The sequence below is a fragment of the Streptomyces sp. NPDC127119 genome, from assembly GCF_042677425.1.
Taxonomy (GTDB): domain Bacteria; phylum Actinomycetota; class Actinomycetes; order Streptomycetales; family Streptomycetaceae; genus Streptomyces.
Genome location: NZ_JBHXTO010000018.1, coordinates 46,286 through 70,482 on the forward strand (window position 1 = coordinate 46,286; position 24,197 = coordinate 70,482).

The window sequence follows — 24,197 nt, forward strand, 5'->3', positions numbered from 1 at the left end:
CACTATATGGGACTTTACGATCACAGTGAAAAGGTCTTGGTCTTACTTTTCACATCTACACACACGTGTAACCAACGCGAACAGGTCGGACCCGAGAGAAGCGGCCCGGGATCGGAGGTGGCTGAAAGAGGTTCGTCCGGTCAGCGATACCGAGGGCGTCCTCGCCGGGCGACAAGCCGGCATCGGCGGACCCGGTCGTTCAAGAGGGCGCGCACTGGTTGCCTCTTGAACGCTTTCTTCGTCCTGTCGGTGTCCGGCCCTAGCGTGTGCACGTGACCCAACTCCCCCATCAAGCAACCGACTTGAGCCCATCGGCCGGGCACCCGCACACAGCCGGACCCCCTCTCGCCCCGCGGAGCACAGCCGCGGACGCAGACGCTGAGGCAGACGTAGACGCTGAGGCAGACGCAGAGACAGAGGCAGCAGCGGACGACGGAAAGGACGAAGGCGGCACGATGAGACTGGTCGAACTCGTGGAGGCCGGCGACCTCGCCGGAGTGGTCCGGGAGCTGGGCGCCCTGCCGCCGGAGCGGCGCGGGGCGTGCGCGGCCGGGCTGAAGGCCCACCGCGAGACGATCGCCCGGCGGGTGAACACCGCGGAGGTGAAGGCATGCCTGTTCGCCGCCGAACTGGGCTGCCAGGTCACCCCCGGGGCCGCGGCGGCCTGGCTGCTGACGTACCGGTACTTCAAGGTGGACACCTGGACGGTGGACGTCCTGGACCTGTATCCCGTCGCCTGGCGCGCCGAGCTGGTGGCACGGCTCGGCGACAGCGTGACGGCCTCGGACACGGTGTATACGATCACCGAGCACCTCGTCCATGACACCGGCTGCCCGCTGCCGGCCTCCCGGAAGTTCGTCCTGGCCTGGCTCTCCAACCGCGCGAACGACCGGGAGCGGCCCGCGCGGGTACTGGGCGGAGTGCCGGGCGGCGACCTCCTGGAGCGGCTGCGCGCGGACGCCTTCACCCCGAAACTCGTACCCCTGGCCGTGGAGAGACCGGGGCGGGTCGTCTTCGGCCGTCCGGGGTGGCTGCTGGAAACTCTCGTCGCCCTCACCGCCGAGGGGTTCGCCGACCGTGACGAGCTGGTCGACAACCTCTTCGCGGACCTGGCCGCCGATCCGCCGGACGGCGCCCAGGCGGCGGCCCTGCTGGAGACACTCGCGCTCACCCCGGCCGAACACGCCCGGGTGGCCCCCGCACGGGCCGCGCTGGCCGGACAATTCCTCGGGCGCCTGCCGGCCGACGGCACACGCATGGAGACCGCGCCCTTCCTTGAGTTCCTGCGGGCCCTGAACTGCACACCGGCCGAGAACGCACTCCTGGTACGGGACCATCTGGCGCTGCTCGACGGGTCGTTGCCGGTGGCCGCCCACGCCCAGGAGATCCTGACCGGCCTGGACGAGTCGGGCCTGCTGGAGCCCGGCGTACTCACCGAGGTGTGCGAACGGGTCCTGCCACGCCCCGAGAAGAAGCTGGTCCGCGCGCAACTGACCTGGCTCGACCGCGCGATCCGGCGGGACCCGGCGCGCGCGGACAGGCTGCTCGTCGACCTGTCCATCGCCGTCGAGCACCGGGACCTGGCGATACAGGAGCGCGCACTGGACCTGACGGCTCGTCACCTCCGTTCTGCCGGGGAGTCGGTGCTGCCGGAACTGAGGAAGGCCGCCGAACGACTCGGCCCCGGACTCGCGGCGCGGGCCGCCGAGTTGTTCGGCCTGCCCGGCGTACACGAGGACCTGGGCGGCACGCCGGAGGCCGTCGCCACCGAGTCGTACGCGGACACGCTGCCCCCCGTGCCGGTTCCGAGCCCGGTGCCGGGGCCCATTCCGACGGCCACCGAGGTCGCGCAGGAGGTCGCGGCGGTCGTCGCGGGCGACCAGGACGTGGCGGCCTTCGAACGCGCCCTCGACGGACTGGTCCGCCACGCCCACGTGGACCGGCCCGCACTGTCCGACGCACTGGAACCGGTCATGCGCAGCCGACCGAAGGACGCCTACGACTGGGTGCCGGCGGACCTCTACGACGTGGCGGCCGCGGTACGGGGCGACGAACCGCGGTCACGCGTCGGCCTGCTGCACCGGGTCGTCCACCTCGGGCGGACCCGCCCGAGCAGCAGCTTCTCCCTGGCCGGCTCGATGCTCGCCGCACGGCTGGCCGAGGCGATGGAGATCGTCGAGTCCGGCACACAGCCGTTCCTGCTGGCCGTGCCCACCCTCTCCACCGGCGCGCTGAACGCCGCCGTCCTGCTGGAACGGATCTCCGCGCTCGACGCACTCGGTATCGACGACCCGGCCCCGGTCGACCTGGCCCAGGCCCTGCTGCGGGTCACCCCGACGACGGACGGCGAGGTGCTGCGCGCGGCCGGGGCTCTCGACTCCCCCGCCGGCCGGCGGCTGGCGCACTGGCTGCGCGTGGGCGGGCTTCCGCACCAGGACTCGGAGCCGAAGGGCTGGCCCCACTGCAAGCCGCCGAAGCCCGCCTCGCAGGGCTGGTGGACGCCCGCGCGGCCGGGGGCGGCCGTCGACCCCGGGTTCCCGTTGGCCGCGGCGGCGCTGGTCGGGCCGTACGTCGGCAACAAGGGCCTCGCCGACCCGATCCGGCCGTTCTGGGTGGCCCAGTTGCCGCACCACCGCGAGGAGTTGATGGCGCGGGACTACTTCGAGCCGCGTACGTCCCAGACGGCGTGGCCGCGCGTCCTGCCGCTCGTCGCGGAGTCCGGCGGCCCGGCGGGTTGGTCGGTGCACCTGGCCGTGGCCTTCGGCCTGATCTGGCGCATGGACACCAACGCGGTGGTGGACGCCCTGCTCGTCCTGGCCGCGCGAGGGCAGTTGGACAGCGGGCTGCTCGGACGGCAGCTGGAGGCGTTACTGAACGACGAGTGGCCCAGCGCGAGCCGGGCGGCCGAGTCGCTGCGGTTCGCCGCCGAGACGGGTGCGTACGCGACCGTGTGGTCCGTCCTGGCGGCGGCCCTGCCCGGCCTGCTGCGGGACACGCCGGTCCGGGGCGTGGGCGACCTGCTGGCGCTCGCGGTGGAATGCGTGTCGCGCTGCGGTGCGAAGGGCGCGATCCCCGAGGTCACGACAACGGCGGACCGCAAGGGGTCGAGCTTGCCGGTGCGGAACGCGCGGCTGCTGAGGGACGCGCTGCGCTGAGGGCCGTGTGGCGACCGGCGATCCTGCCCATGGGTGGGCGGGACCGCCGGGCCCCGGCCCCGGGGGCGGGAGCCGTCGCCCCCGCTCCCCCTCCCGAGGCCGGGGACCGGAGCCGGGACCGGGACCGAGGCCGGGACCGGAGCCGGGAGTTCGGGCCCCGCTCCGGAGCCCCGGGCGGACGGCTGGGACGCGGGGCCCCTCGCCGGGCCCCGCCGCCGGGAAGTACCCGTGGGACGTCCGGGCTCCTGGGCCACGGGCTGTCCCGTACCCAGGGAGACGGACCCCGCTCCGGCGCGCGTCCAACCTGGCGGGGCACGGGCGTGCCGTCGCCCGACCCCGGCGCGGGGCGCACCCCGTGGGACACGCCCCGCCTCGGAACCCATCCGGACTACCCCGGCACCGAAGTCCCCTCGCCCGACCTCGGCAGCCGGGGCGTATCCCGGGGGTCACACCCCACTCCGGAGCCCGTCCGGACTACCGGGGCGCGGATGCCCCCGCCCCCACACCGGGCCGTACCCCCCCCGTGGGCCGAGGCGCGGCTATCCCCGGCCCCGACGCCGGGGCGTACCCCCGTGGGACATCCCCTGCCCCGGAACACATCCGGACTACCGGAGCGCGGGTACGCCCAGGCGCCAACACCGGGGCGTACCCCGGTGGGACACACCCCCTCCGGAGTCCGTCCCGGCTACCGGAGCGCGGGTGTCCCCGGCGTCGGCGCCAGGACGTACCCCGTGCCCGTGGGACGCACCCGCGCTCCGGAGTCCGCCCGGACTACCGGGGCGCGGGTGTCCCCGGTGTCGGCGCCGGGGCGTACCCCGTGGGGCGGGTGGTGAAAACCCCCCGGCCCTGCGTGCGGCTTCGCAGGCGTGTCGCGTAGCCGAACAGTTCGGCCAGGGGCACCGTGGCTGTGACGATTGCCGCACCCGCCCGCGTGGCCGATCCGGTGACCCGGCCGCGCCGTGCCGCCAGGTCGCCGAGGACCCCGCCGACGGCCTCGTCGGGAGCGGTGACCGTGACCTCGACCACCGGTTCCAGCACCGCCATCGCGCTGGCCCGCAGCGCCTCGCGCAGGGCCAGCCGTCCGGCCGTCCGGAACGCCATCTCCGACGAGTCCTTCGCATGGGTCGCCCCGTCCCGCAGGACGACCCGCAGCCCGGTCACGGGATGCCCGCCGAGCGGACCCTCGCCCAGCGCGTCCCGGCAACCGGCCTCGACGGCTCGTACGTACTCCTGCGGTACCCGGCCGCCGACGACGGCCGACCGGAACTCGAACCCGGTCACGCTGCCCCCGTCCTCCCGTTCGGCGTCGACCTCCAACGGCTCCACGTCCAGCACGACATGGGCGAACTGGCCCGCCCCGCCGTCCTGTTTGACATGCCGGAAGACGAGCCCGGCGACTCCGCGTACGACGGTCTCCCGGTAGGCCACCCTCGGCCGGCCGACCCGGACGTCCAGCCCCTGGGCGCGGCGGATCTTCTCCACCGCCACCTCCAGATGCAGTTCGCCCATGCCGGACAGCACGGTCTGCCCGGTCTCGTCGTCGGTCCGCACCACCAGCGACGGATCCTCCTCGACAAGCCGTGCCAGCGCGGCCACCAGACGATCCGTGTCCGTGCTCGTCCGGGCCTCGACCGCCACCGAGACGACGGGCTCGGCGGTGGCCGGCGGTTCGAGGACGAGCGGGGCCCCGGGCGCGCACAGGGTCGATCCCGCGCGGGCGGACTTGAGTCCGACCACGGCGACGATGTCCCCGGCCATGGCCAGGTCCAACTGGGCGTGCCGGTCGGCCTGGACCCGCAGGATCCGGCCGATCCGTTCGGTGCGCGTCCCACTCGCGTCCCGCACGGCCACCACGTCTCCCTTCCGGATCGTCCCGGAGTACACCCGCAGAAAGGTCAGCCGCCCGGTGGCGGTGGAGTGCACCTTGAACGCCAGGGCCGCGAGCGGGGCGTCCGGATCGGTGGCCCGCACCTGTTCGGCACCGTCCAGCGTGCCGCGTACGGCGGGCACGTCCGACGGCGAGGGCAGGTACGCGACCACGGCGTCCAGCAGCGGCTCGATGCCCCGGTTGCGGTAGGCCGAGCCGCAGAGCACGACCACACCCTCACCGGTACGGGTCAGGTCGCGCAGCGCGCCCGCGAGGGTCTGCGGGGAGAGGCCCGCCGGCGTACAGAACTCCTCCAGCGCACCGGGGTGGAGTTCCGCGACGGCCTCCTCCAGCAGCCGTCGCCGCCGGCCCGCCTCCTCCGACAGGGCTTCGGGTACGGGCCCTTCCTCGACCCCGCCGATCCCTTCGGCGCTCTCGGCACTCTCGGCCCAGACCAGCGCCCGCATCCGCACCAGGTCGACGACTCCGCGGAACCCGTCCTCCGAGCCGATGGGCAACTGCACGACCAGCGGCGCCGGATGCAGCCGTTCCCGGATGGACGCGACCGCCGAGTCGAGGTCGGCCCCGGCCCGGTCCAGCTTGTTGACGAAGGCGATCCGCGGCACGCCGAACCGGTCGGCCTGCCGCCACACCGACTCGCTCTGCGGTTCGACCCCCGCGACGGCGTCGAACACCGCCACCGCCCCGTCCAGCACGCGCAGCGACCGTACGACCTCGTCGGAGAAGTCGACGTGCCCCGGAGTGTCGATCAGGTTGATCCGGTGCCCGTCCCAGTCACAGCTGACGGCGGCGGCGAAGATGGTGATCCCGCGGTCGCGTTCCTGGGAGTCGAAGTCGGTGACGGTCGTGCCGTCATGGACCTCACCACGCTTGTGCGTGGTCCCGGTGACATACAGGATCCGTTCGGTGACGGTGGTCTTGCCCGCGTCGACGTGGGCGAGGATGCCGAGATTGCGGACGGCACCCAGCGGGTCGTCGGGATGCGAGAAGCGAGGGTCGAGAGGGTGGAGTTCGGTACGCACGGCCCAGGGCCTTCCAGGACTACTGATCCGGATGGGGTCGGCGCGATTCCCGTACGAAGCGTCAAGTGACGTGTGAGCCCGCAGAAAGACGTACGCAGGTCAGGGTCAGACGTTCGGAACGGGCATCCGGTGCGGGCCGCGCAGCACGCACCGGCTCCGCGAAGACACGAGGATCACCTCGTACCGCGACAGAGGAACGACGACAGCGGTGCGGTACCGCATGGCCGGGCTCCTCTCAGTGGTCACGGGGGCGCGTCGCGGTGGTGTGCGGCGCGTGTTGTGGGGCGAGTGTAGGGAACCGAACTGGCCCGGCGCACCGGGTTATTCGCGTCCGGGCTCCACGATCCCCGGCTCGAAGGTCCCGGGCTCCACAGCCCCGGCCTCGACGATCTTGGGCTCCACAGCCCCGGGCTCCACGATCCTGGGCTCCGCAGTCCTGGGCTCCGCGGTCCCGGGCTGTCCGTCCCGCCGCTGTTCGGTGCGGGCCGGAGCGATGATCGTGGGCGCGTGCCCCTGCGGGGCGGGGCTGCCCGCCCCGAGCACCTGACAGCGGGTGAGCCCGTGCCGGGACCACAGCGCGGCCGTCCACGCGCAGAGCAGCGCGTCGACGAGGTCCTCCCGGTGCTTGTAGTCGGCCGCCCGCCGGGGCGAAGGCTCCTCGGTCAGCCGGCGGGAGACGGGATGCGAGGCGAGCAGAAGGGGCGGATCGGCGGTGGCGAGGCACGCCACCCGGCCGATCAACTCGTCGCACGCCAGCGCCCGCACCGCTCGCCAGTCGGCCGACGGTACGCGCGCCGGGCGGCGTTTGTAGGTGGGGCGCTCCAGGTCGTAGCCCAGCTCGGCCGCTCCGACGAGTGTCGTGTACGGGTAGCACTCGGACAGGACGAGGCCGCCGGCCGGCGGGCCCTGCCTGCCGTCGTCGTAGGACCAGCCCGCCTCTCGGAGCCGTTCCAGCAGGAGCACACCGGCCTGGCGGGGGGAGCCCAGGTTGGTGCTGTTCGCGCTCACCTTCCAACGGCCGTACCGCTGGCCCACCTCCCGCTCGCACCGGCGCTGACCTGCCAGGTTGTCGACGACCAGCGGCGCGTCGACGAAGACCAGGGTCGATCCGTCGACGGCCGCCCCGGCCAGCCATTCCGTCGTCTCGTCGAGGCCGCGGGTCCAGCCGCAGTCGATGACCGCGCCGGAGCCGTCGACGGCGGCGACACCCGTCTCGTTGGGCCTGCGGGTTCCGTCGTCCGCCCAGGCCAGGTCGATGCCGATGAACCGCTCGATCGGCATCTCAGGCCTCGCACGTTCCGGTGACCGTCTCGACCAGGTCCGCCAGTGCGGCCGCCACCCGGGCGAGCCCGGGTCCCGCCGGACCACCCGGCTCGGTCATGTAGACGTCGCGGCGGATCTCGATCATCAGGGCACTGACCCGCCGGTCGGTGCCGTAGTACCTCAGCGGTACGTACGTTCCGGCGAAGGGGCTGTCGACGCCCGTACCGCCGAAGCCCGCGAAGGCCTTCTCGGCGTGGGCGAGGAGGTCGGGCGGGGTGTGGAAGGCGTCGGTTCCGAGGCAGACGGGCGGGCGGGGGCCGTCGCCGTGGAGTTCGTACGGCAGCCGGTCCGTGGGATAGGAGTGCACGTCGATGATCACGGCTCGCCCGGCGGCTGCCAGCCGCTGTGTCACGGCGTCGGTCATGGCGCGGGCGTACGGGTGGAAGTAGCGTTCCAGGAGCGGTTGTTCGGTCACCACACCCGGGTGGCCGGGGCGGTCCGGGTCGTCGACCGGTCGGAGCGGTTCGCCGTGCGTGGTGCGGGTGTAGACGGCTCCCATGCCCACCGCCCGCATCTCCTCCCGTTCGTCCGGGAAGCGTTCGGGGTCGATGACCAGCCGGGACAGCCGGTTGACGAACTGCCAGGGCAGGGCGGCACATTGGACGGCGGCCTCCGCGGCGATCCGCGCGGTGTGCGAGTCGGTGATGTGGTCCAACTCCCGCTCCAGGGCGGCATCGTCGAGCACGATGCCGTTCCGTACGTCCGCGGGGACGGTCCGCGAGGAGTGCGGTACGTGCAGGATCACCGGTGAGACGGGGTCGCCCGGTTCGAGGGTGTACGGGTCCGAAGTGCCGTTCATCTAGGCACCCTTGGCCACGGTCACCGTCACGGAGAGGTCGCCGGAGTTGTCCGAGACGCAGCCGTTGTCGCCGTCGTTGATGCGCAGTTCGAGCGTGCCCCCGGCCGCCGCCTCGAAGGTCCACTGCTTCCCCACGACATGGCTCTCCTCGCCCTCCCCTGCCTCGGTGAAACGCCCGAGGAGCGCGCCGAAGGGAGCCGACTCGTTGACCTTGCAGTCGGCCGCGGCGAAGGCGAGGGACTTGTCGGTCTCGGGGTCGTAGCCGTCCGGTCCTGTCAGTGGCATCTCGGGGTCGTCCACGGTCCACTGCCCCGAGGTGAAGCGGATGGTGACCGTGTCTCCGGACTGGATGGGCGTGTCGGTGACCCGCTGCCAGCCCTCCGCGGCATGGACCACCGATTCGTTGACGACGGGCGTCGCCGGCAGGGGCGTACCGGCCGGGAGGGAGATGCCGGCTTCGCTGCCCGGTTCCTTGCCGTCCGACGCGTCGGCCTGGGCGGACCTCTCGAACGGCGGCACCCCGGCGAGGAAGAGGCCGAGACCGGTCCCCGCGAAGACGAGGGCGACCGAGGAGACCACCAGCCCCATGACCCGTCTGTCCCGCCGGACCTCGTCCCTGCGCATCAGCGCGGACGCGGTCGCGGCGTCGTACCGCGACGTGGGTGGTGCCGAGTGGTCCGTCCACGGGACGTGCTGACGGGTGCGGGTCTCCGCGTCCGCGAGGGAGGTTCCGGCCGGGATGGCGATCCGGACGGTGGCCGACGGCAGCGATCTCGGGTCGGCCGCGAGCCCCTCGGCGGCGTGCCGCAGGGCGGTCGTCGCGTCGGGGATGGAGGGCCGCTCCTCGGGCGCCTTGCGCAGCAGTGCCTCGACGGCCGGCAGCAGCGGGCCCAACCGCGCCGGGAGGTTGGGCTGTTCGTACGCGACGGCGTGCAGGGTGGCCGCGTGCGCGGGGCGCCGGAAGGGGGACGCCCCGGTGGCGGCGGTGACGAGTGTCGCGGCCAGCGACCACAGGTCCGAAGCGGGCCCGACCTCACCGCCGTTGACGCGTTCGGGCGCCATGTACTCGACGGAGCCCGCGAATTCGCCTGAGTTGGTGAGCGCCTCGCCGTCGTCGACGACGGCGATGCCGAAGTCCGTCAGGACGGCGCTGCCGTCGCGGCGCAGCAGGACATTGGCCGGTTTGACGTCCCGGTGCAGGGCTCCGGCGGCGTGCACGGCGTCGAGCGCGCCGAGCAGCTGGGCACCCAGTTCGGCGACTTTCGTGGGCTCCAACGGGCCGTTGCGTGCGATGAGTTGGGCGAGCGAGGGGCCGTCGATGAGTTCCATGACGATCCACAGCCGGTCCTCGTACTCGACGAGGTCGTGGACTCCGACCACATGCGGGTGCGGCACCCTGGCCACCACCCGCGCCTCCCGTACGGCACGGCGCAGCCATACGCGGTGGTCCTCGTCGCCCTGGGTGAAGACGTGCAGCTCCTTGGCCGCGACGTCCCGCGCGAGCAGTTGGTCGTGGGCCCGCCAGACGGTGCCCATGCCGCCCCTGCCGAGCTGGTCGGTCAGCCGGTACCGACCCGCGATCAGACGCCCGGCACCCCGTGCCGCGTGCGCCGCACCCTGCTGATCATCACTGCCGGACAACACGCCCGCCTCACGCCCCTCCCGATGGCGTCCTCGCCACCGGCCCCATGTATCACTCGAACACCGGCGAGCATAGCGGGGGGAACTGACGTCGGAACGACGGCCGAGGGAAGTGGGCCGCGGGGAGGCCGGGCCGGAGCCGGGCCGCGTCGCGGGGCGGAGCACAGGGCTACCGGACGTGCCGCACCCGTCACACCGCGGTGGTGGGGAACAGGGCGCGACATGGGTCCCATCAGCCTTCCTTTGCCGCTATCCGCGACACGTGTACGGGACAGGTTCCGGGACAACGCTCCCCTCGGTGTGGGACGTGCGGTAGCGGAAGATGATGTTCCTGGTGGGGTGATCCCTCGCCGGGAACATTCCGTCCGCACACGACCGAAGGGACTGAAGACATGCTGGTGGACCTCATCGAGACCCCCGAGCTGGCTCCGCAGACGTACCTCGACGACGAGTCGCCGCTGGTGGCCGTCGACGCACCGGAGGAGCGCGCCTGGCTCCCGTCGTACCAGGCGGTCCGCGCCGCCTGACGTCCGACGCGTTCGGTCGGCACCGGACCCGTGACGGGTCCGGTGCCGGTCGTCCCAGGTCTCACGTCCGTCATCTCGCCCGCGCCCCCGAAGGACGGTCCGTCGTTGTCCTCCTCGCTCTCCGCCGCCCAGCCGGCCTCCGCTTCCACCGACCGGCCGGGTTCGCCGGCCCCCGCCGGACCGGTCGCCGCTGAACCGGCCACCGCAGGACAGGCCACCGCAGGGCCGGCCGCCGACCGGGTGGCGCAGGCCGACACTCTGCTCTGTGCCGACCGGCAGTTCGGCGACTCCCCCGCCATCGGCGAGCGCAATCTCGCCCGGTTCCGCCTCGGCCTCACCATGCTGGCGCGGCATGACGCCGAGGCCGCGGACGTGCTGCGGGAGACGGCCGCCGCATCCGACGAACGCCTGCGCCCCCTGCTGTACGACCCCGTGCTGCGCAACTGCTTCGAGGTCGACCTCGCGCGACTGGACAGCGGCCGGTTCGAACACAGTTCGTTCGCCGCGTACGTACGCGGTCATCTGACCACCGGTGCGGTGGCGGACGCACCGGCCACGGGTACGCCGACCATGGACGCGGCGCCCTCTGACGCGGTGCCCTCCGCAGGTCCCTCCGAAGCCCTCATGCGTCCGCACCGGCCCGCCTGGCCCGGTCTCGGGGACGCCTGGGTGCTGGCCGAACCCGCACCGCAGGGTGACGCGCAGAAGCTGCTGGCCGAGCGACTCATGGAGCTGTACCGGGACGCGCTCGGCGACGGCCGGGCAGCGGGCCCCGTCGACCCGACGGACGAGACCCTCGCCGTCCTGCGGGACGGCGCGGAACTCCTCGCCACCCTGCTGCCCGCCGCCGGAGCCGGCGTGCTCGGACACGTCGGCGTGGTCGGCTTCACCAGCCGGGAGAGCGAGGAAGGTCCCCTGCAGTCCATGTCGGGCGGCGATCCGCTGCCCTCGACCGTGCTGCTCGCGCCCGAACGCTGCACGTCTCCGTGGCTCGCCGCCGAGAGCCTGCTGCACGAGGGCGCCCACCTCAAGCTCTTCGACGCGCTCCGGACGGGTTCCGTGGTCAGGAACGCCACCGAGCAGGTCCCCATCCCGTGGCGGATCGGCTCCTGGACGGTCATCCGGGTGTTCGTCGCCCTGCACTTCTACGTGCACCTGCTGGTCTTCCGGGCCGCGGCCGACACGGCAGGTGAAGCGGTCCGTGAGCGGTTCGGTCCGCCCCCGCCCGCCGAGGACCTCGACGAGCCGAGCCCGGGTACCCCCGCCGCCCTGAACGGCGCGTACCGCACCAGTGGGGAAAGGGCCCGCTACCTCGCCGAGTGCGTTCTGTCGCTGCCGGACGAGGCACTCACCGAACACGGGCACCGGTTCGCCCGCTGGCTCCTCACCGCCCTGCGCCTCGTGGACGAGGACGCCCCGCGGCCTCGTGAGCGGGCGGCCACGACTCGGCCCGCCGAACCGGGGCCCTCTCAGCAGGGCGGTCCCACAGGCGCGCTCCAGCGCGTGACGCCGGTGGACGCGTGCGCCCTGCCCGGCCTCGGGCAACTCGTCGTCAGCCCCGCGCGGTCGGCCCGGATGCACTGGCTGAACGCGCGCTCCTGGACCGTCTACTCCCTGTGCGACGGACGCGACCTCGGCTCGCTGCACACGGCCTACGCGCGCGCGGCGGGTCTCACCGCCGGCTCGGAGGAGGTCGGCCGGCAGGTCGGCGACAGCCTGCGCCTGCTCGTGGCCTCCGGCCTGGTCACCCATGACGGGTGACGCCTACACACCCACGGAGCCCGTGTCCGGATAGGTCGTCTCCAGGCCGGTCAGCCGGGCGGACACGATGGCCTCCAGCCGGTTCGACACGTTGATCTTCGGCAGGATGGCGGAGACGTAGTTGCGTACGGTCTTCTCGGATATGAACAGCTCCTGGGCTATCCGGCGGTTTCCGTAGCCGAGGGAGACCAGTCGCAGCACTTCTCGTTCCCGGTTCGTCAGGGCCGGGAACGGGAGCGTCTCGTCGGCCTCCGCCAGGCGCTTCAGCAACGTGAAGAGCTCGCTGCCGGTCCGGGGCCCCAGCGTCACGTACCCGCGTCGCACGGCTCGTACGGTACGCAGCAGGTCTCCCGTCTCCGTGTTCTTGAGCAGGTAGCCCGTGGCTCCCGCCATCAGCGCGGTCAGCAGCAACTTGTCGTCGTCGTGGTCCGGGGAGACCATGGCGACCAGCCGCAGGGGCGGGCTCTGCCGGCGCAACTGCTGAAGCAGCCCGATTCCCGCGTGGGCCGGCAGGTCGAGGTCGACGAGGACCACGTCGGGCTTCTCCTCCCGGACCGCCCGGACGCCGGCGTGCGGATCGTGGGTCCCCGCGACAACGCCGATCCCGCCGTCCTCAAGCGCGGAACGCAAGCCGCTCAGGACCAGGGGGATGCTCTCTATCAACACCACAGACGTATCGGCGTCGTGGACCTCTTCGGCCATTCTCGATCTTCCTCACACCCGGACTGGCGTGAGGCGTTACGGAGCGCTACCTCACGCCGTCATGATCAGCGTCCGGTTGCAGCGTAGAACTCCTGTCGCACGACGGGCTGTTGCGCCGCGACGGCAGTCCCGAGGACTCCGGGAAATCACGCGGTCCGGCAGGTGGGCCGTGGCGGCGGCATACGAAAAGGGCCACGACCCTCAGGTCGTAGCCCTCATCCGCGTACCGCTGTAGTGAGTGTCCGAGGGGGGACTTGAACCCCCACGCCCGATAAAGGGCACTAGCACCTCAAGCTAGCGCGTCTGCCATTCCGCCACCCGGACCAGGTGTCTGCCGCTTGTACGGGGGTGTTCCCCGTGGCGACATGGACAACAATACCAAGCTTTCGGAGTGGCTTTCACCTGCGTTTCCGCGCCTCGGCGGGGTGCCGCTCGGGGCGCGGACGACGCTCTACGACCTCACTCTGGGTGACCAACAAGCTACGGGTCGGGTGGGGACGGTCATGACATCAGAGGTCACGGCGGGGGCACGGCGGGGTCACGGCATCAGGTGGTACTCCGGGAAGTTCCCCGGCAGCCGCTCCCCCGCCGGCCCGTGCGTGACGGCGCGCACCAGCAGTTCGCCGCCCACGAACGCGCCGCGCCAGGACGCGCCGAAGCCGCCGAACAGCTCGTCGCGGTCGCCCCGGGAGCGGGGCCTGCCGTGGCCGACCTTGAAGGCACGGATCTGCGGGGCCAGCCGCTTGTACGTGGCCTCGTCGTCGGTGGACAGGGTCGCGACCAGCGCGCCGTTCGACGCGTTCATCGCGGCCAGCAGTTCCGCCTCCGTGTCGACCAGGACGATCGTGTCGACCGGGCCGAAGGGTTCCGCGTGGTGGAGCGGGGAGGAGGGGGGCGGATTCAGGATCGTGACCGGCTGGACGTACGCCGAGGTGTCCTGGCCGGGCAGGAAGCGGGCGTCGGCGAGCTTGCCGCGGTGCAGGGGGACGGCACCGCGGTCGATGGCCTCGGCGACCTGGTCGTGCAGTTCCTTCGCCTTGGCCGCGTTGATCACCGGCCCGAAGTCCAGCTGCGGATACGGGTCGTCGGGGTGCTCGACGGCCAGCGGGTGGCCGACGCGGAGGGTCTCGACCGCCGAGAGGTACGCCGCGAGGAACTCGTCGAACAGTTCACGCTGGACGACGAAGCGCGGGTAGGCCGTGCAGCGCTGCTTGCCGTAGTCGAAGAGCTTCGGGACGACGGCCGTCAGCGCGTCCCAGTCGGTGTGGTTCCAGATGCCCCAGGTGTTCAGTCCCTCCTGTTCCAGTACGTGCCGTTTGCCGAGGTCGGCGACGGCCGTGGCCACCGCGGCGCCCGTGTCCCGGCCGCCGACGAAGGAGACGCAGCCGATCTCGGGCGCGCGCACGAGCGCTTGGGACAGTTCGCCTCCGCTGCCGCTGACGAGGGTGACGGGTATCCCCTCGCGGGCGGCGAGCGCGCAGGCCAGGGTGAGGCATGCGACGCCGCCGTCGGTCGGGGTCTTGGCGATGACCGCGTTGCCTGCCAGTGCCTGTACCAGCATTGCGTGAACGAGCACGCTCATCGGGTAGTTCCAGCTCGCGATGTTGGACACGGGTCCGTCCAGCGGGGTCCGGTCCGCGAGCATGGGTTCGATTCCGTCGACGTACCAGCGCACGCCGTCGATGGCGCGGTCGACGTCGGCCTGCGCGAGCCGCCAGGGCTTGCCGATCTCCCAGACGAGGAGGAGGGCGAGCAGTTCCCGGTGCTGGGTGAGGGCGTCCAGGGTGGCCGCGACGCGGGCCCGGCGCTCTTCGAGGGGTACGTGGCGCCAGGCGCGGTGGTGGTCGAGGGCGGCGCGGACGGCCTGGTGGGCCGTGGCGCCGTCCAGTCGCGGCGGCCCGGCGATGGGACTGCCGTCGACGGGGCTGGTGGCGGGCAGTGTCCGGCCGTCCGCCTGCCAGGCGGCGCCCCAGAGGTTACGGACGCGGTCGTCCTGGAAGGCCTCGGGTGCCACGGCGAGACAGCGCTGCCAGGCGTCGGTCCACGAGGTGTGGGCCTTGAGGGTGAGGGTGGGCGTGAGGTCGGGTGTGAGGGTGGGTGCCATTCGGTTGCTCCGCTCTCGGTGCACAGTCGGGGGCGGTCGTTCATGGCTGGTCCCGCGTGCGCGAGCACCGGCGGTGCGTGCTCGGCACGGAGACGTCGTACGGGAACGTGCGGGAAGGTCGTCGGGGAAAGCCGTCAGGGACTACGGACCTTCGCACCGGCGGACCTTCGTACCGGCGACGCTAGCGACGCATCTCGGCGTCCGTAAGTGACGCCGGGTCAACTATGAGTGACATCACGTCCCGCTTCGAGGCGGGCCAGTACCAGCCGGGCCGTCTCGGTCGGGGTGCCGCCCACCTGTACGCCGGCCGCCTCCAGGGCCTCCTTCTTGGCCTGGGCGGTGCCGGACGAGCCGGACACGATGGCGCCCGCGTGGCCCATCGTCTTGCCCTCGGGGGCGGTGAAGCCGGCGATGTAGCCGATGACGGGTTTGGTGACGTGGTCGCGGACGTACGCGGCCGCGCGTTCCTCGGCGTCGCCGCCGATCTCCCCGATGAGGACGATGAGTTCGGTGTCGGGGTCGTCCTGGAAGGCGGCGAGGCAGTCGATGTGGGTGGTGCCGACGACGGGGTCGCCGCCGATGCCGACACAGGTGGAGAAGCCGATGTCCCGCAGCTCGTACATGAGTTGGTAGGTGAGCGTGCCGGACTTGGAAACCAGGCCGATACGGCCGGGCTTGGTGATGTCGGCGGGGATGATGCCCGCGTTGGCCTGGCCCGGGGTGATCAGACCGGGGCAGTTGGGGCCGACGATCCGCGTGCCCCTGGCCTTCGCGTACGTCGTGAAGGCGACCGAGTCGTGGACCGGGATGCCCTCGGTGATGACGACGGCGAGGCCTATGCCCGCGTCGGCCGCCTCGACCACCGCCGCTTTGGCGAAGGCCGGCGGGACGAAGACGACACTGACGTCGGCGCCGGTCGCCTCGATGCCTTCTCGTACGGAGCCGAAGACGGGGACGGCGCGATCGTCGAAGTCGACGCTCCGGCCGGCCTTGCGCGGGTTGACGCCGCCGACCACGTCGGTTCCCGCGGCGAGCATGCGCCGGGTGTGCTTCATGCCCTCGCCGCCGGTCATTCCCTGGACGAGGACCTTGCTCTCTTTGGTGAGGTAGATGGCCATGTCCCGCTCCTTCAGGCTGCGTTCGCGAGTTGGGCGGCGCGGCGCGCGGCGCCGTCCATGGTGGTGGCCTGCTGGACCAGGGGGTGCGCGCGGTCGTCGAGGATCGCGCGGCCCCGTACGGCGTTGTTGCCGTCGAGTCGGACGACCAGCGGTTTGGTCAACTGGACGGTGTCCAGGGCCTGGACGATGCCGTCGGCGACCGCGTCGCAGGCGGTGATGCCGCCGAAGACGTTGACGAAGACGGACTTGACGGCCGGGTCAGAGAGGATGACGGAGAGGCCGTCGGCCATGATCTGGGCGGAGGCACCGCCGCCGATGTCGAGGAAGTTGGCGGGGCGCGCGCCGCAGCCGGCGACCACGTCGAGCGTCGACATGACGAGACCGGCGCCGTTTCCGATGATGCCGACCTCGCCGTCCAGTTTCACGTAGTTGAGGCCCTTGCCCGCGGCGGCGGCCTCCAGCGGGTCGTCGTGGGCCGATTCCTGATCACCCCAGCGTGCCTGCCGGAAGCGGGCGTTGTCGTCGAGGGTGACCTTGCCGTCGAGGGCGAGGATCTGCCCCTGTGCCGTACGGACGAGGGGGTTGACCTCGACGAGTACGGCGTCTTCTCGGGTGAGTACGTCCCAGAGCCTGACCAGGACGTCGACGGTCTGCGGGGGCAGCCCCGCGGCCTCCGCGATCTCGGCGGCCTTCGCCGAGGTGACGCCCTCGGCCGGGTCGATGTGGATCCGCGCCACCGCGTCGGGGCGGGTGGCGGCGACCTCCTCGATGTCCATGCCGCCCTCGGCCGAGGCGATCGCGAGGAACCGGCCGGCCGCGCGGTCGAGTACGTAACTGACGTAGAACTCGGCTTCGATGTCGACCGGTTGGGCCAGCATCACCTTGCCGACCGTGTGGCCCTTGATGTCCATGCCGAGGATCTGGCGTGCCGTGATCTCTGCGGCTGCCGGGTCTGCCGCGAGTTTCACGCCGCCCGCCTTGCCCCGTCCACCGGTCTTCACCTGCGCCTTGACGACGACGCGGCCGCCCAGCCTGCGGGCCATCTCGCGTGCCTCCTTGGGCGAGTCGGTGACCTCCGCCCTCGGCACCAAGATGCCGTGTTCTTCGAAGAGTTCCCTTGCCTGGTGCTCGAACAGGTCCATCTCGGCTCCCTCTTAAAAGTGCCGCACGCCCCCTGGACACCACCCACCGGATGCGGGATAACAAGCTTCATACAGTATTCGTCGACTGTATGCAATGTACCGCGACGGCATCCACGAACAGTGCGCGCACCCCGTATGAGCTGCGTTTCCGCGCGCCACATCCCCTACGAAGGGACAGGACTTCGCCATGCCCGACGACAACAGCCAGAACCTCATCTCCGGTGGGCACCTGGTCGCCAAGGCACTCAAAGCGGAGGGTGTGGAGGTCATCTACACCCTCTGTGGCGGCCACATCATCGACATCTACGACGGCTGCGTCGACGAAGGCATCGAGGTTGTCGACGTACGCCACGAGCAGGTCGCCGCCCACGCCGCCGACGGTTACGCACGCATCACCGGCAAGCCCGGCTGCGCCGTCGTCACCGCCGGCCCCGGCACGACCGACGCCGTGACGGGTGTCGCCAACGCCTTCCGCGCGGAGTCCCCCATGCTGCTGATCGGCGGCCAGGGGGCCCACACGCAGCACAAGATGGGGTCCCTGCAGGACCTGCCGCACGTCGACATGATGACGCCGATCACCAAGTTCGCAGCGACCGTGCCGGACACCGCGCGGGCCGCCGACATGGTGTCCATGGCGTTCCGCGAGTGCTACCACGGAGCGCCGGGACCGTCCTTCCTGGAGATCCCGCGCGATGTCCTGGACGCCAAGGTGCCGGTGGAGAAGGCCCGGGTGCCCGCCGCCGGGCAGTACCGGGCCTCGACCCGCTCGGCCGGTGACCCCGAGGCCGTCGAGAAGCTCGCCGACCTCCTCGTGCACGCCGAGAAGCCGGCGATCCTGCTGGGCAGCCAGGTGTGGACGACCCGGGGCACCGCGTCCGCCATCGATCTCGTACGCACCCTCAACATCCCCGCCTACATGAACGGCGCCGGACGCGGCACGCTGCCGCCCGGAGACCCGCACCACTTCCAGCTCTCCCGCAGGTACGCCTTCTCCAACGCCGACGTCATCGTGATCGTCGGCACGCCCTTCGACTTCCGCATGGGCTACGGCAAGCGGCTGTCGCAGGACGCGACCGTCGTGCAGATCGACCTCGACTACCGGACCGTCGGCAAGAACCGGGACATCGACCTCGGCATCGTCGGCGACCCGGGGCTCGTCCTGAAGTCGGTCGCGGAGGCCGCCTCCGGACGCCTCAACGGGGGTGCGTCGAAGCGCAAGGAGTGGCTCGACGAGTTGCGCGCCGCCGAGCAGACCGCCATCGAGAAGCGGCTGCCGAGCCTGAAGTCCGACGCCTCGCCCATCCACCCGTACCGGCTGGTGAGCGAGATCAACGACTTCCTGACCGAGGACTCCATCTACATCGGCGACGGCGGCGACATCGTCACCTTCTCCGGGCAGGTCGTGCAGCCCAAGTCACCCGGGCACTGGATGGACCCGGGCCCGCTCGGCACGCTCGGCGTCGGCATCCCGTTCGTGCTGGCCGCCAAGAAGGCGCGGCCCGACAAGGAGGTCGTCGCCCTCTTCGGGGACGGCGCGTTCTCCCTCACAGGCTGGGACTTCGAGACCCTCGTCCGCTACGACCTCCCCTTCGTCGGCATCGTCGGCAACAACTCCTCCATGAACCAGATCCGCTACGGCCAGGCCGCCAAGTACGGCCTGGAGCGCGAGCGCGTCGGCAACACCCTCGGCGACGTCCACTACGACAAGTTCGCGCAGATGCTGGGCGGTTACGGCGAGGAGGTCCGCGACCCCGCCGACATCGGCCCCGCCCTCCAGCGCGCCCGTGAGTCGGGCAAGCCGTCGCTCATCAACGTCTGGGTCGACCCGGACGCGTACGCCCCCGGAACCATGAACCAGACGATGTACAAGTGAGGTGGAACCGTTGACCACAACGACAGCGACGATGCCCACGGCGACGCCGGCGGCCTCGGCCAAGGCCCTAGAAGGCGTCCGTGTCCTCGACATGACGCACGTCCAGTCCGGTCCCTCCGCCACCCAGCTGCTCGCCTGGCTCGGCGCGGACGTCGTGAAGCTGGAGGCGCCGACCGGGGACATCACACGCAAGCAGCTGCGCGACCTTCCCGACGTCGACTCCCTCTACTTCACGATGCTCAACTGCAACAAGCGGAGCATCACCCTCAACACCAAGACCGAGCGCGGCAAGGAGATCCTCACCGAGCTGATCCGGCGCTCGGACGTCATGGTCGAGAACTTCGGACCGGGCGCGGTCGACCGCATGGGCTTCACCTGGGACCGCATCCAGGAGATCAATCCGCGGATCGTCTATGCCTCCATCAAGGGGTTCGGGGACGGCCCGTACACCAACTTCAAGGCGTACGAGGTCGTCGCTCAGGCCATGGGCGGGTCGATGTCGACCACCGGTTTCGAGGACGGGCCGCCGCTGGCGACGGGAGCCCAGATCGGTGACTCGGGCACGGGCATCCACGCGGTGGCCGCGATCCTCGCCGCCCTGTTCCAGCGGGAGAACACGGGACGCGGGCAGCGCGTCAACGTGGCCATGCAGCACGCGGTACTGAATCTGTGCCGGGTGAAACTGCGGGACCAGCAGCGCCTCGGGCACGGGCCGCTGGCTGAATATCCCAACGACGACTTCGCCGACGAAGTTCCCAGGTCCGGAAACGCGTCCGGCGGCGGCCAGCCCGGCTGGGCCGTCAAGTGCGCGCCGGGCGGCCCCAACGACTACGTCTACGTCATCGTGCAGCCCGTCGGCTGGAAGCCGCTCTCCGAGCTGATCGGGCGGCCGGAGCTGGCGGACGACCCCGAGTGGGCCACGCCGGAGGCACGCCTTCCCCAGCTCACCAAGATGTTCCAGCTGATCGAGGAGTGGTCGTCCACGCTCCCCAAGTGGCAGGTGCTGGAGAAGCTCAACGCCCACAACATCCCGTGCGGCCCGATCCTCTCCACCAAGGAGATCATCGAGGACGAGTCGCTGGTCGCCAACGAGATGGTCGTGACGGTGCCGCACCCCGAGCGGGGCGACTTCGTGACCGTGGGCAGCCCCCTGAAGCTCTCCGACTCCCCCGTGGACGTGACCAGTTCGCCGCTGCTCGGCGAGCACAACGAAGAGGTGTACGTCGGCGAGCTCGGGCTCGGCGACGAGGAGCTGCGCCTGCTCAAGTCGAACGGAGTGATCTGATTGATGGCCGAAGACCGGGTGCTGAGGGTACGCAGGCTCCTCGACGCCGTGCGGGCCTCAGGACGGACGGCGCTGACCGCACCCGAGGGCAAGGTGGTCGCCGACGCGTACGCGATCGCCGTTCCGGGTGAGGAGCTGGCGACCGACGTCGACGAGGCGGTCGCCTACGCGGCGCGCTTCGGCGGTCCCGTCGTGATGAAGATCGTCTCTCCGGACATCCTCCACAAGACCGACGCGGGCGGCGTGATCGTCGGTGTGGAGGGCGCGGCGGATGTACGCGCCGCCTTCCACAAGATCGTCGAGAACGCCCGGGCGTACGACGCGCAGGCCCGCATCGAGGGCGTACAGGTGCAGGAACTGCTGCCCCAGGGGCAGGAGGTGATCGTCGGCGCGGTGACCGATCCGACGTTCGGGAAGGTCGTGGCGTTCGGGCTCGGCGGTGTGCTGGTCGAGGTCCTGAAGGACGTCACGTTCCGGCTGGCGCCCGTCGACCCGGACGAGGCGCTGTCGATGCTGGACTCGATCCGGGCCGCGGAGATCCTGCGCGGGGTGCGGGGCGCGCCGGCGGTGGACCGGTGGGCGGTCGCCGAGCAGATCCGCAGGGTCTCCGAACTGGTCGCGGACTTCCCCGAGATCGCCGAGGTGGACCTGAACCCGGTGATCTCCACCCCGGAGGGCGCGATGGCCGCGGACATCCGGGTCATCCTGGCCGAGTCGGTGCCCAAGCCCCGCCGCAAGTACGGCCGCGACGAGATCCTCACCTCGATGCGCCGGTTGATGCAGCCGTCGTCGGTGGCCGTGATCGGCGCCTCCAACGAACAGGGCAAGATCGGCAATTCGGTCATGCGCAACCTCATCGACGGCGGTTTCTCCGGAGAGATCCATCCGGTGAACCCCCGGGCCGATGACATTCTCGGCCGCAAGGCGTACAAGAGTGTCACCGACGTTCCCGGTGAGGTGGATGTGGCGGTCTTCGCCATCCCGGCCAAGTTCGTGGCCTCGGCCCTGGAGGAGGTGGGACGCAAGGGGATCGCCAACGCCGTACTGATCCCCTCCGGCTTCGCGGAGACCGGTGAGCACGAGTTGCAGGACGAGATCGTGGCCATCGGCGAGCGGTACGGCGTCCGGCTGCTCGGGCCGAACATCTACGGCTACTACTCGACGTGGCAGGACCTGTGCGCCACGTTCTGCACGCCGTACGACGTGAAGGGCGGTGTCGCCCTCACCTCGCAGTCCGGTGGCATAGGGATGGCCATTCTGGGCTTCGCGCGCACCACGAAGACGGGTGTTTCCGCGATCGTGGGGCTCGGCAACAAGTCGGACCTCGACGAGGACGACCTGCTGACCTGGTTCGGCGAGGACCCCAACACCAAGTGCATCGCCATGCACCTGGAGGACCTCAAGGACGGGCGGGCCTTCGTGGAGGCCGCGCGGGCGACCGTTCCCAAGAAGCCGGTGGTCGTCCTGAAGGCGGGCCGTACGGCGGCCGGGGCGAAGGCCGCGGGCTCGCACACGGGCGCCCTCGCGGGCGACGACGCCGTGTACGAGGACATCCTCAAGCAGGCCGGTGTCATCAGGGCGCCCGGCCTGAACGAAATGCTGGAGTACGCGCGCGCGTTGCCGGTGCTGCCGACCCCTCAGGGCGACAACATCGTGATCATCACGGGCGCCGGCGGCAGTGGCGTACTCCTGTCCGACGCGGTGACCGACAACGGCCTGACCCTGATGGAGATCCCGCCGGACCTGGACGCCTCCTTCAGGAAGTTCATCCCGCCCTTCGGGGCCGCCGGCAACCCGGTGGACATCACGGGCGGCGAGCCCCCGTCGACATACGAGGCGACGATCAGGCTCGGTCTGGAGGACCCGCGGATCCACTCGCTGGTCCTCGGCTACTGGCACACCATCGTGACCCCTCCCATGGTCTTCGCCGAGCTCACCGCGCGCGTGGTGGCCGAATTCAGGGAGCGCGGGATCGAGAAGCCCGTCGTGGCGTCGCTCGCGGGCGACGTCGAGGTCGAGGAGGCCTGCCAGTACCTCTACGAGCACGGGGTCGTGGCCTACCCGTACACCACGGAGAAGCCGGTGGCGGTGCTCGGTGCGAAGTACCGCTGGGCGCGGGCGGCGGGGCTGTTGGGGGGCGGTTCATGACCTGACCCGGTGAAGGGGCGGGCCGACGGTGCGCGTCGGCCCGCCCCGGGACCCGTGCGCACACGAAAGGCATTGGACAGGGGGCGCTGGCCAGATCTTTCGACGCAAGGGGTGCTACGAGACATGACAACCACCGACTTCACTACACCCGTCCCCTACAGGGAGGTGACGGACCGCAACGGCCGCCTGTACCGGATCGGCGAGACCGACCGGGACATCATGGGGCGACCACGCTGGACCATGGTGCTCTTCCCCTGGATGGGCATGCTCGGCATCAGCTCCTCGGAGTACGCGTTCACCTCCGCCGAGGACACCCTGCACGAGGCCCATCTCTGGAACAGTGGGCACATCTTCTGGCTGATGGGCGTCTGGATCTTCTTCCAGGCGGCCGTGGCCTTCCCGGCCGGCCAACTGCGCGAGAGCGGACGGCTCCCCGCGCGGTACGCCATGATGCTGGGCGCGTGCGGCACACTCCTGGGCTATCTCTCGCTGGCGTTCGCGCCGCATGTGATCGTCGCCTACATAGGCTTCGGCATGTTCAGCGGCATCGGCGCCGGACTCGTCTACGCGACCTGTGTGAACATGGTCGGCAAGTGGTATCCGGAGCGCAAGGGCGGCAAGACCGGCATGGTCAACGGCGGTTTCGCCTACGGCTCCGTGCCCTTCGTGTTCCTGTTCACCTCGTACATGGACCTGTCCAACTACGAGACGGTGCTGGTCTTCGTAGGCGTGATCTGCTGCACGGTCGTCGCGTTCGCCGGCTGGTTCTTCAAGGACCCGCCGAAGAACTGGTGGCCCGCGCACGTGGACCCGCTGAAGACCTCGACCGACCCGCGGGTCGTACGGGCGCTGGCGAAGAACCCGCCGGCGGTCAAGCAGTACACACCGCGCGAGGCGGCCAGGACGCCCGTGCTGTGGATGATGTGGTTCTGTCTCCTGTGCACGGCCGGCATCAACATCTTCGGTATCGCCATGCAGGTCCCCTTCGGAAAGGAGATGGGGTTCGCCGGCGGCATCGTGGCCACCGCCATGTCGCTCAAGGCCATCGTGAACGGCACCGGACGGGGTGTCATCGGCTGGATCTCGGACCGCTACGGCCGCCGGAACACCCTCGTCATCGTCTGTGTCGTGCTCGGCTGCTCGCAGTTCGGCGTGTTCTTCTCCGGGAACCTGGGCTCGATGCCGTTCTTCCTGGTCTGCTCGATGATCTCCGGCTTCGGCGGCGGCGCGATCTTCCCGCTGTTCGCGGCGATGACGGCGGACTACTTCGGAGAGAACAACAACGCCTCCAACTACGGCATGGTCTACAGCTCCAAGCTCATCTCCGGTCTCGTCGGCTCCGGCGTGGGAGCGATCGTCGTGAGCGCCTGGGGCTACGGGGGCGCCTTCGCACTGGCCGGCAGCATCGGTCTCGGCTCCGCGGTCCTGGCGCTCTTCCTGCGGGCTCCCGGCCGGCCCAGCGCCAAGAGCGTCGTACCCAACCCGCACCCCATCGGTGAGGAGATGGCCTGACCGGTGTTCCCCACGCCGCATCCGTCCCCGACACCCGGAAACCCCGAGATCCGCTTCAGTTCTTGAGAACGACGGCGGTCCTCCCCACGACAGTGCGTGGGAAGGACCGCCTGTTGTACGTCCGGCCGTGGTACGCCCGGCCGTGATACGTGCGGCCGTTGTACGTCCGGCCTTTGCATGTCCGGCTGTTGTACGTC

The 24,197-nt window shown here is 71.0% G+C and carries 15 protein-coding genes and 1 tRNA gene; 7 read left to right on the plus strand and 9 right to left on the minus strand.

Annotated features, from left to right (window positions below):
- Positions 1-455 precede the first annotated feature (455 nt).
- Positions 456-3,155: a hypothetical protein gene (locus tag ACFVH5_RS11510; protein WP_385833329.1), complete on the plus strand. Its 2,700-nt coding sequence runs from the start codon at positions 456-458 to the stop codon at positions 3,153-3,155.
- 771 nt (positions 3,156-3,926) lie between these two features.
- Here the strand turns inward: ACFVH5_RS11510 and fusA are convergent.
- From fusA to ACFVH5_RS11530, 4 genes are all read right to left on the minus strand, one after another.
- A complete protein-coding gene (gene fusA, locus ACFVH5_RS11515; RefSeq protein ID WP_385833330.1) occupies positions 3,927-6,065 on the minus strand; it encodes an elongation factor G in 2,139 nt (712 codons plus the stop codon).
- A 321-nt stretch (positions 6,066-6,386) separates the two neighbouring features.
- The gene (locus ACFVH5_RS11520; protein WP_385833331.1) at positions 6,387-7,346 is read right to left on the minus strand and encodes a DUF429 domain-containing protein; all 960 of its coding nucleotides are present in this window, start codon (positions 7,344-7,346) and stop codon (positions 6,387-6,389) included.
- A gap of 1 nt (position 7,347) precedes the next feature.
- Positions 7,348-8,187: an N-formylglutamate amidohydrolase gene (locus tag ACFVH5_RS11525; RefSeq protein WP_385833332.1), complete on the minus strand. Its 840-nt coding sequence runs from the start codon at positions 8,185-8,187 to the stop codon at positions 7,348-7,350.
- A complete protein-coding gene (locus tag ACFVH5_RS11530) occupies positions 8,188-9,828 on the minus strand; it encodes a protein kinase (RefSeq protein WP_385833333.1) in 1,641 nt (546 codons plus the stop codon). It lies immediately after the preceding gene.
- A gap of 392 nt (positions 9,829-10,220) precedes the next feature.
- Here ACFVH5_RS11530 and ACFVH5_RS11535 point away from each other — a divergent pair, with 392 nt between their 5' ends.
- Both ACFVH5_RS11535 and ACFVH5_RS11540 read left to right on the plus strand, forming a co-directional pair.
- A complete protein-coding gene (locus ACFVH5_RS11535; protein ID WP_263973071.1) occupies positions 10,221-10,355 on the plus strand; it encodes a hypothetical protein in 135 nt (44 codons plus the stop codon).
- 105 nt (positions 10,356-10,460) lie between these two features.
- Positions 10,461-12,116 (plus strand): aKG-HExxH-type peptide beta-hydroxylase, encoded by a 1,656-nt coding sequence (locus ACFVH5_RS11540; protein WP_385833334.1) that lies wholly within the window; start codon positions 10,461-10,463, stop codon positions 12,114-12,116.
- 3 nt (positions 12,117-12,119) lie between these two features.
- Here ACFVH5_RS11540 and ACFVH5_RS11545 read toward each other — a convergent pair whose 3' ends face one another.
- From ACFVH5_RS11545 to sucC, 5 genes are all read right to left on the minus strand, one after another.
- Positions 12,120-12,818: a response regulator gene (locus tag ACFVH5_RS11545; protein ID WP_385833335.1), complete on the minus strand. Its 699-nt coding sequence runs from the start codon at positions 12,816-12,818 to the stop codon at positions 12,120-12,122.
- A gap of 239 nt (positions 12,819-13,057) precedes the next feature.
- Positions 13,058-13,142, minus strand: a tRNA-Leu gene (locus ACFVH5_RS11550).
- A 214-nt stretch (positions 13,143-13,356) separates the two neighbouring features.
- Complete coding sequence (locus ACFVH5_RS11555) at positions 13,357-14,922, minus strand: aldehyde dehydrogenase family protein (RefSeq protein WP_385833336.1); 1,566 nt, start codon at positions 14,920-14,922, stop codon at positions 13,357-13,359.
- Positions 14,923-15,140: 218 nt separating this feature from the next.
- Entirely contained in the window at positions 15,141-16,040 is a 900-nt protein-coding gene (sucD, locus tag ACFVH5_RS11560; protein ID WP_385833337.1) for a succinate--CoA ligase subunit alpha, read from the minus strand.
- Between the two features lie 11 nt (positions 16,041-16,051).
- A complete protein-coding gene (gene sucC, locus ACFVH5_RS11565; RefSeq protein ID WP_385833338.1) occupies positions 16,052-17,182 on the minus strand; it encodes an ADP-forming succinate--CoA ligase subunit beta in 1,131 nt (376 codons plus the stop codon).
- A gap of 187 nt (positions 17,183-17,369) precedes the next feature.
- Between sucC and ACFVH5_RS11570 the strand changes: the two genes are divergently transcribed.
- The 4 genes from ACFVH5_RS11570 to ACFVH5_RS11585 all read left to right on the plus strand — a co-directional run bounded on the left by ACFVH5_RS11570 (position 17,370) and on the right by ACFVH5_RS11585 (position 24,000).
- Positions 17,370-19,055: a thiamine pyrophosphate-binding protein gene (locus ACFVH5_RS11570; protein WP_385833339.1), complete on the plus strand. Its 1,686-nt coding sequence runs from the start codon at positions 17,370-17,372 to the stop codon at positions 19,053-19,055.
- Positions 19,056-19,086: 31 nt separating this feature from the next.
- On the plus strand, positions 19,087-20,340 hold the full coding sequence (gene frc, locus ACFVH5_RS11575) for a formyl-CoA transferase (RefSeq protein ID WP_385833367.1): 1,254 nt from the start codon (positions 19,087-19,089) through the stop codon (positions 20,338-20,340).
- 3 nt (positions 20,341-20,343) lie between these two features.
- Complete coding sequence (locus ACFVH5_RS11580; protein WP_385833340.1) at positions 20,344-22,488, plus strand: acetate--CoA ligase family protein; 2,145 nt, start codon at positions 20,344-20,346, stop codon at positions 22,486-22,488.
- Between the two features lie 123 nt (positions 22,489-22,611).
- The gene (locus tag ACFVH5_RS11585) at positions 22,612-24,000 is read left to right on the plus strand and encodes an OFA family MFS transporter (protein WP_384804738.1); all 1,389 of its coding nucleotides are present in this window, start codon (positions 22,612-22,614) and stop codon (positions 23,998-24,000) included.
- The last annotated feature ends 197 nt before the right edge of the window (positions 24,001-24,197 follow it).

What these genes read in the sequence shown, in the direction of transcription:
- ACFVH5_RS11510 (WP_385833329.1), top strand. Translation starts at nt 456, where the DNA reads ATGAGACTGGTCGAACTCGTGGAGGCCGGCGACCTCGCCGGAGTGGTC.
- ACFVH5_RS11520 (WP_385833331.1), bottom strand. Translation starts at nt 7,346, where the DNA reads ATGCCGATCGAGCGGTTCATCGGCATCGACCTGGCCTGGGCGGACGAC.
- ACFVH5_RS11525 (WP_385833332.1), bottom strand. Translation starts at nt 8,187, where the DNA reads ATGAACGGCACTTCGGACCCGTACACCCTCGAACCGGGCGACCCCGTC.
- ACFVH5_RS11535 (WP_263973071.1), top strand. Translation starts at nt 10,221, where the DNA reads ATGCTGGTGGACCTCATCGAGACCCCCGAGCTGGCTCCGCAGACGTAC.
- ACFVH5_RS11545 (WP_385833335.1), bottom strand. Translation starts at nt 12,818, where the DNA reads ATGGCCGAAGAGGTCCACGACGCCGATACGTCTGTGGTGTTGATAGAG.
- ACFVH5_RS11555 (WP_385833336.1), bottom strand. Translation starts at nt 14,922, where the DNA reads ATGGCACCCACCCTCACACCCGACCTCACGCCCACCCTCACCCTCAAG.
- sucD (WP_385833337.1), bottom strand. Translation starts at nt 16,040, where the DNA reads ATGGCCATCTACCTCACCAAAGAGAGCAAGGTCCTCGTCCAGGGAATG.
- sucC (WP_385833338.1), bottom strand. Translation starts at nt 17,182, where the DNA reads ATGGACCTGTTCGAGCACCAGGCAAGGGAACTCTTCGAAGAACACGGC.
- ACFVH5_RS11570 (WP_385833339.1), top strand. Translation starts at nt 17,370, where the DNA reads ATGCCCGACGACAACAGCCAGAACCTCATCTCCGGTGGGCACCTGGTC.
- frc (WP_385833367.1), top strand. Translation starts at nt 19,087, where the DNA reads ATGCCCACGGCGACGCCGGCGGCCTCGGCCAAGGCCCTAGAAGGCGTC.
- ACFVH5_RS11580 (WP_385833340.1), top strand. Translation starts at nt 20,344, where the DNA reads ATGGCCGAAGACCGGGTGCTGAGGGTACGCAGGCTCCTCGACGCCGTG.
- ACFVH5_RS11585 (WP_384804738.1), top strand. Translation starts at nt 22,612, where the DNA reads ATGACAACCACCGACTTCACTACACCCGTCCCCTACAGGGAGGTGACG.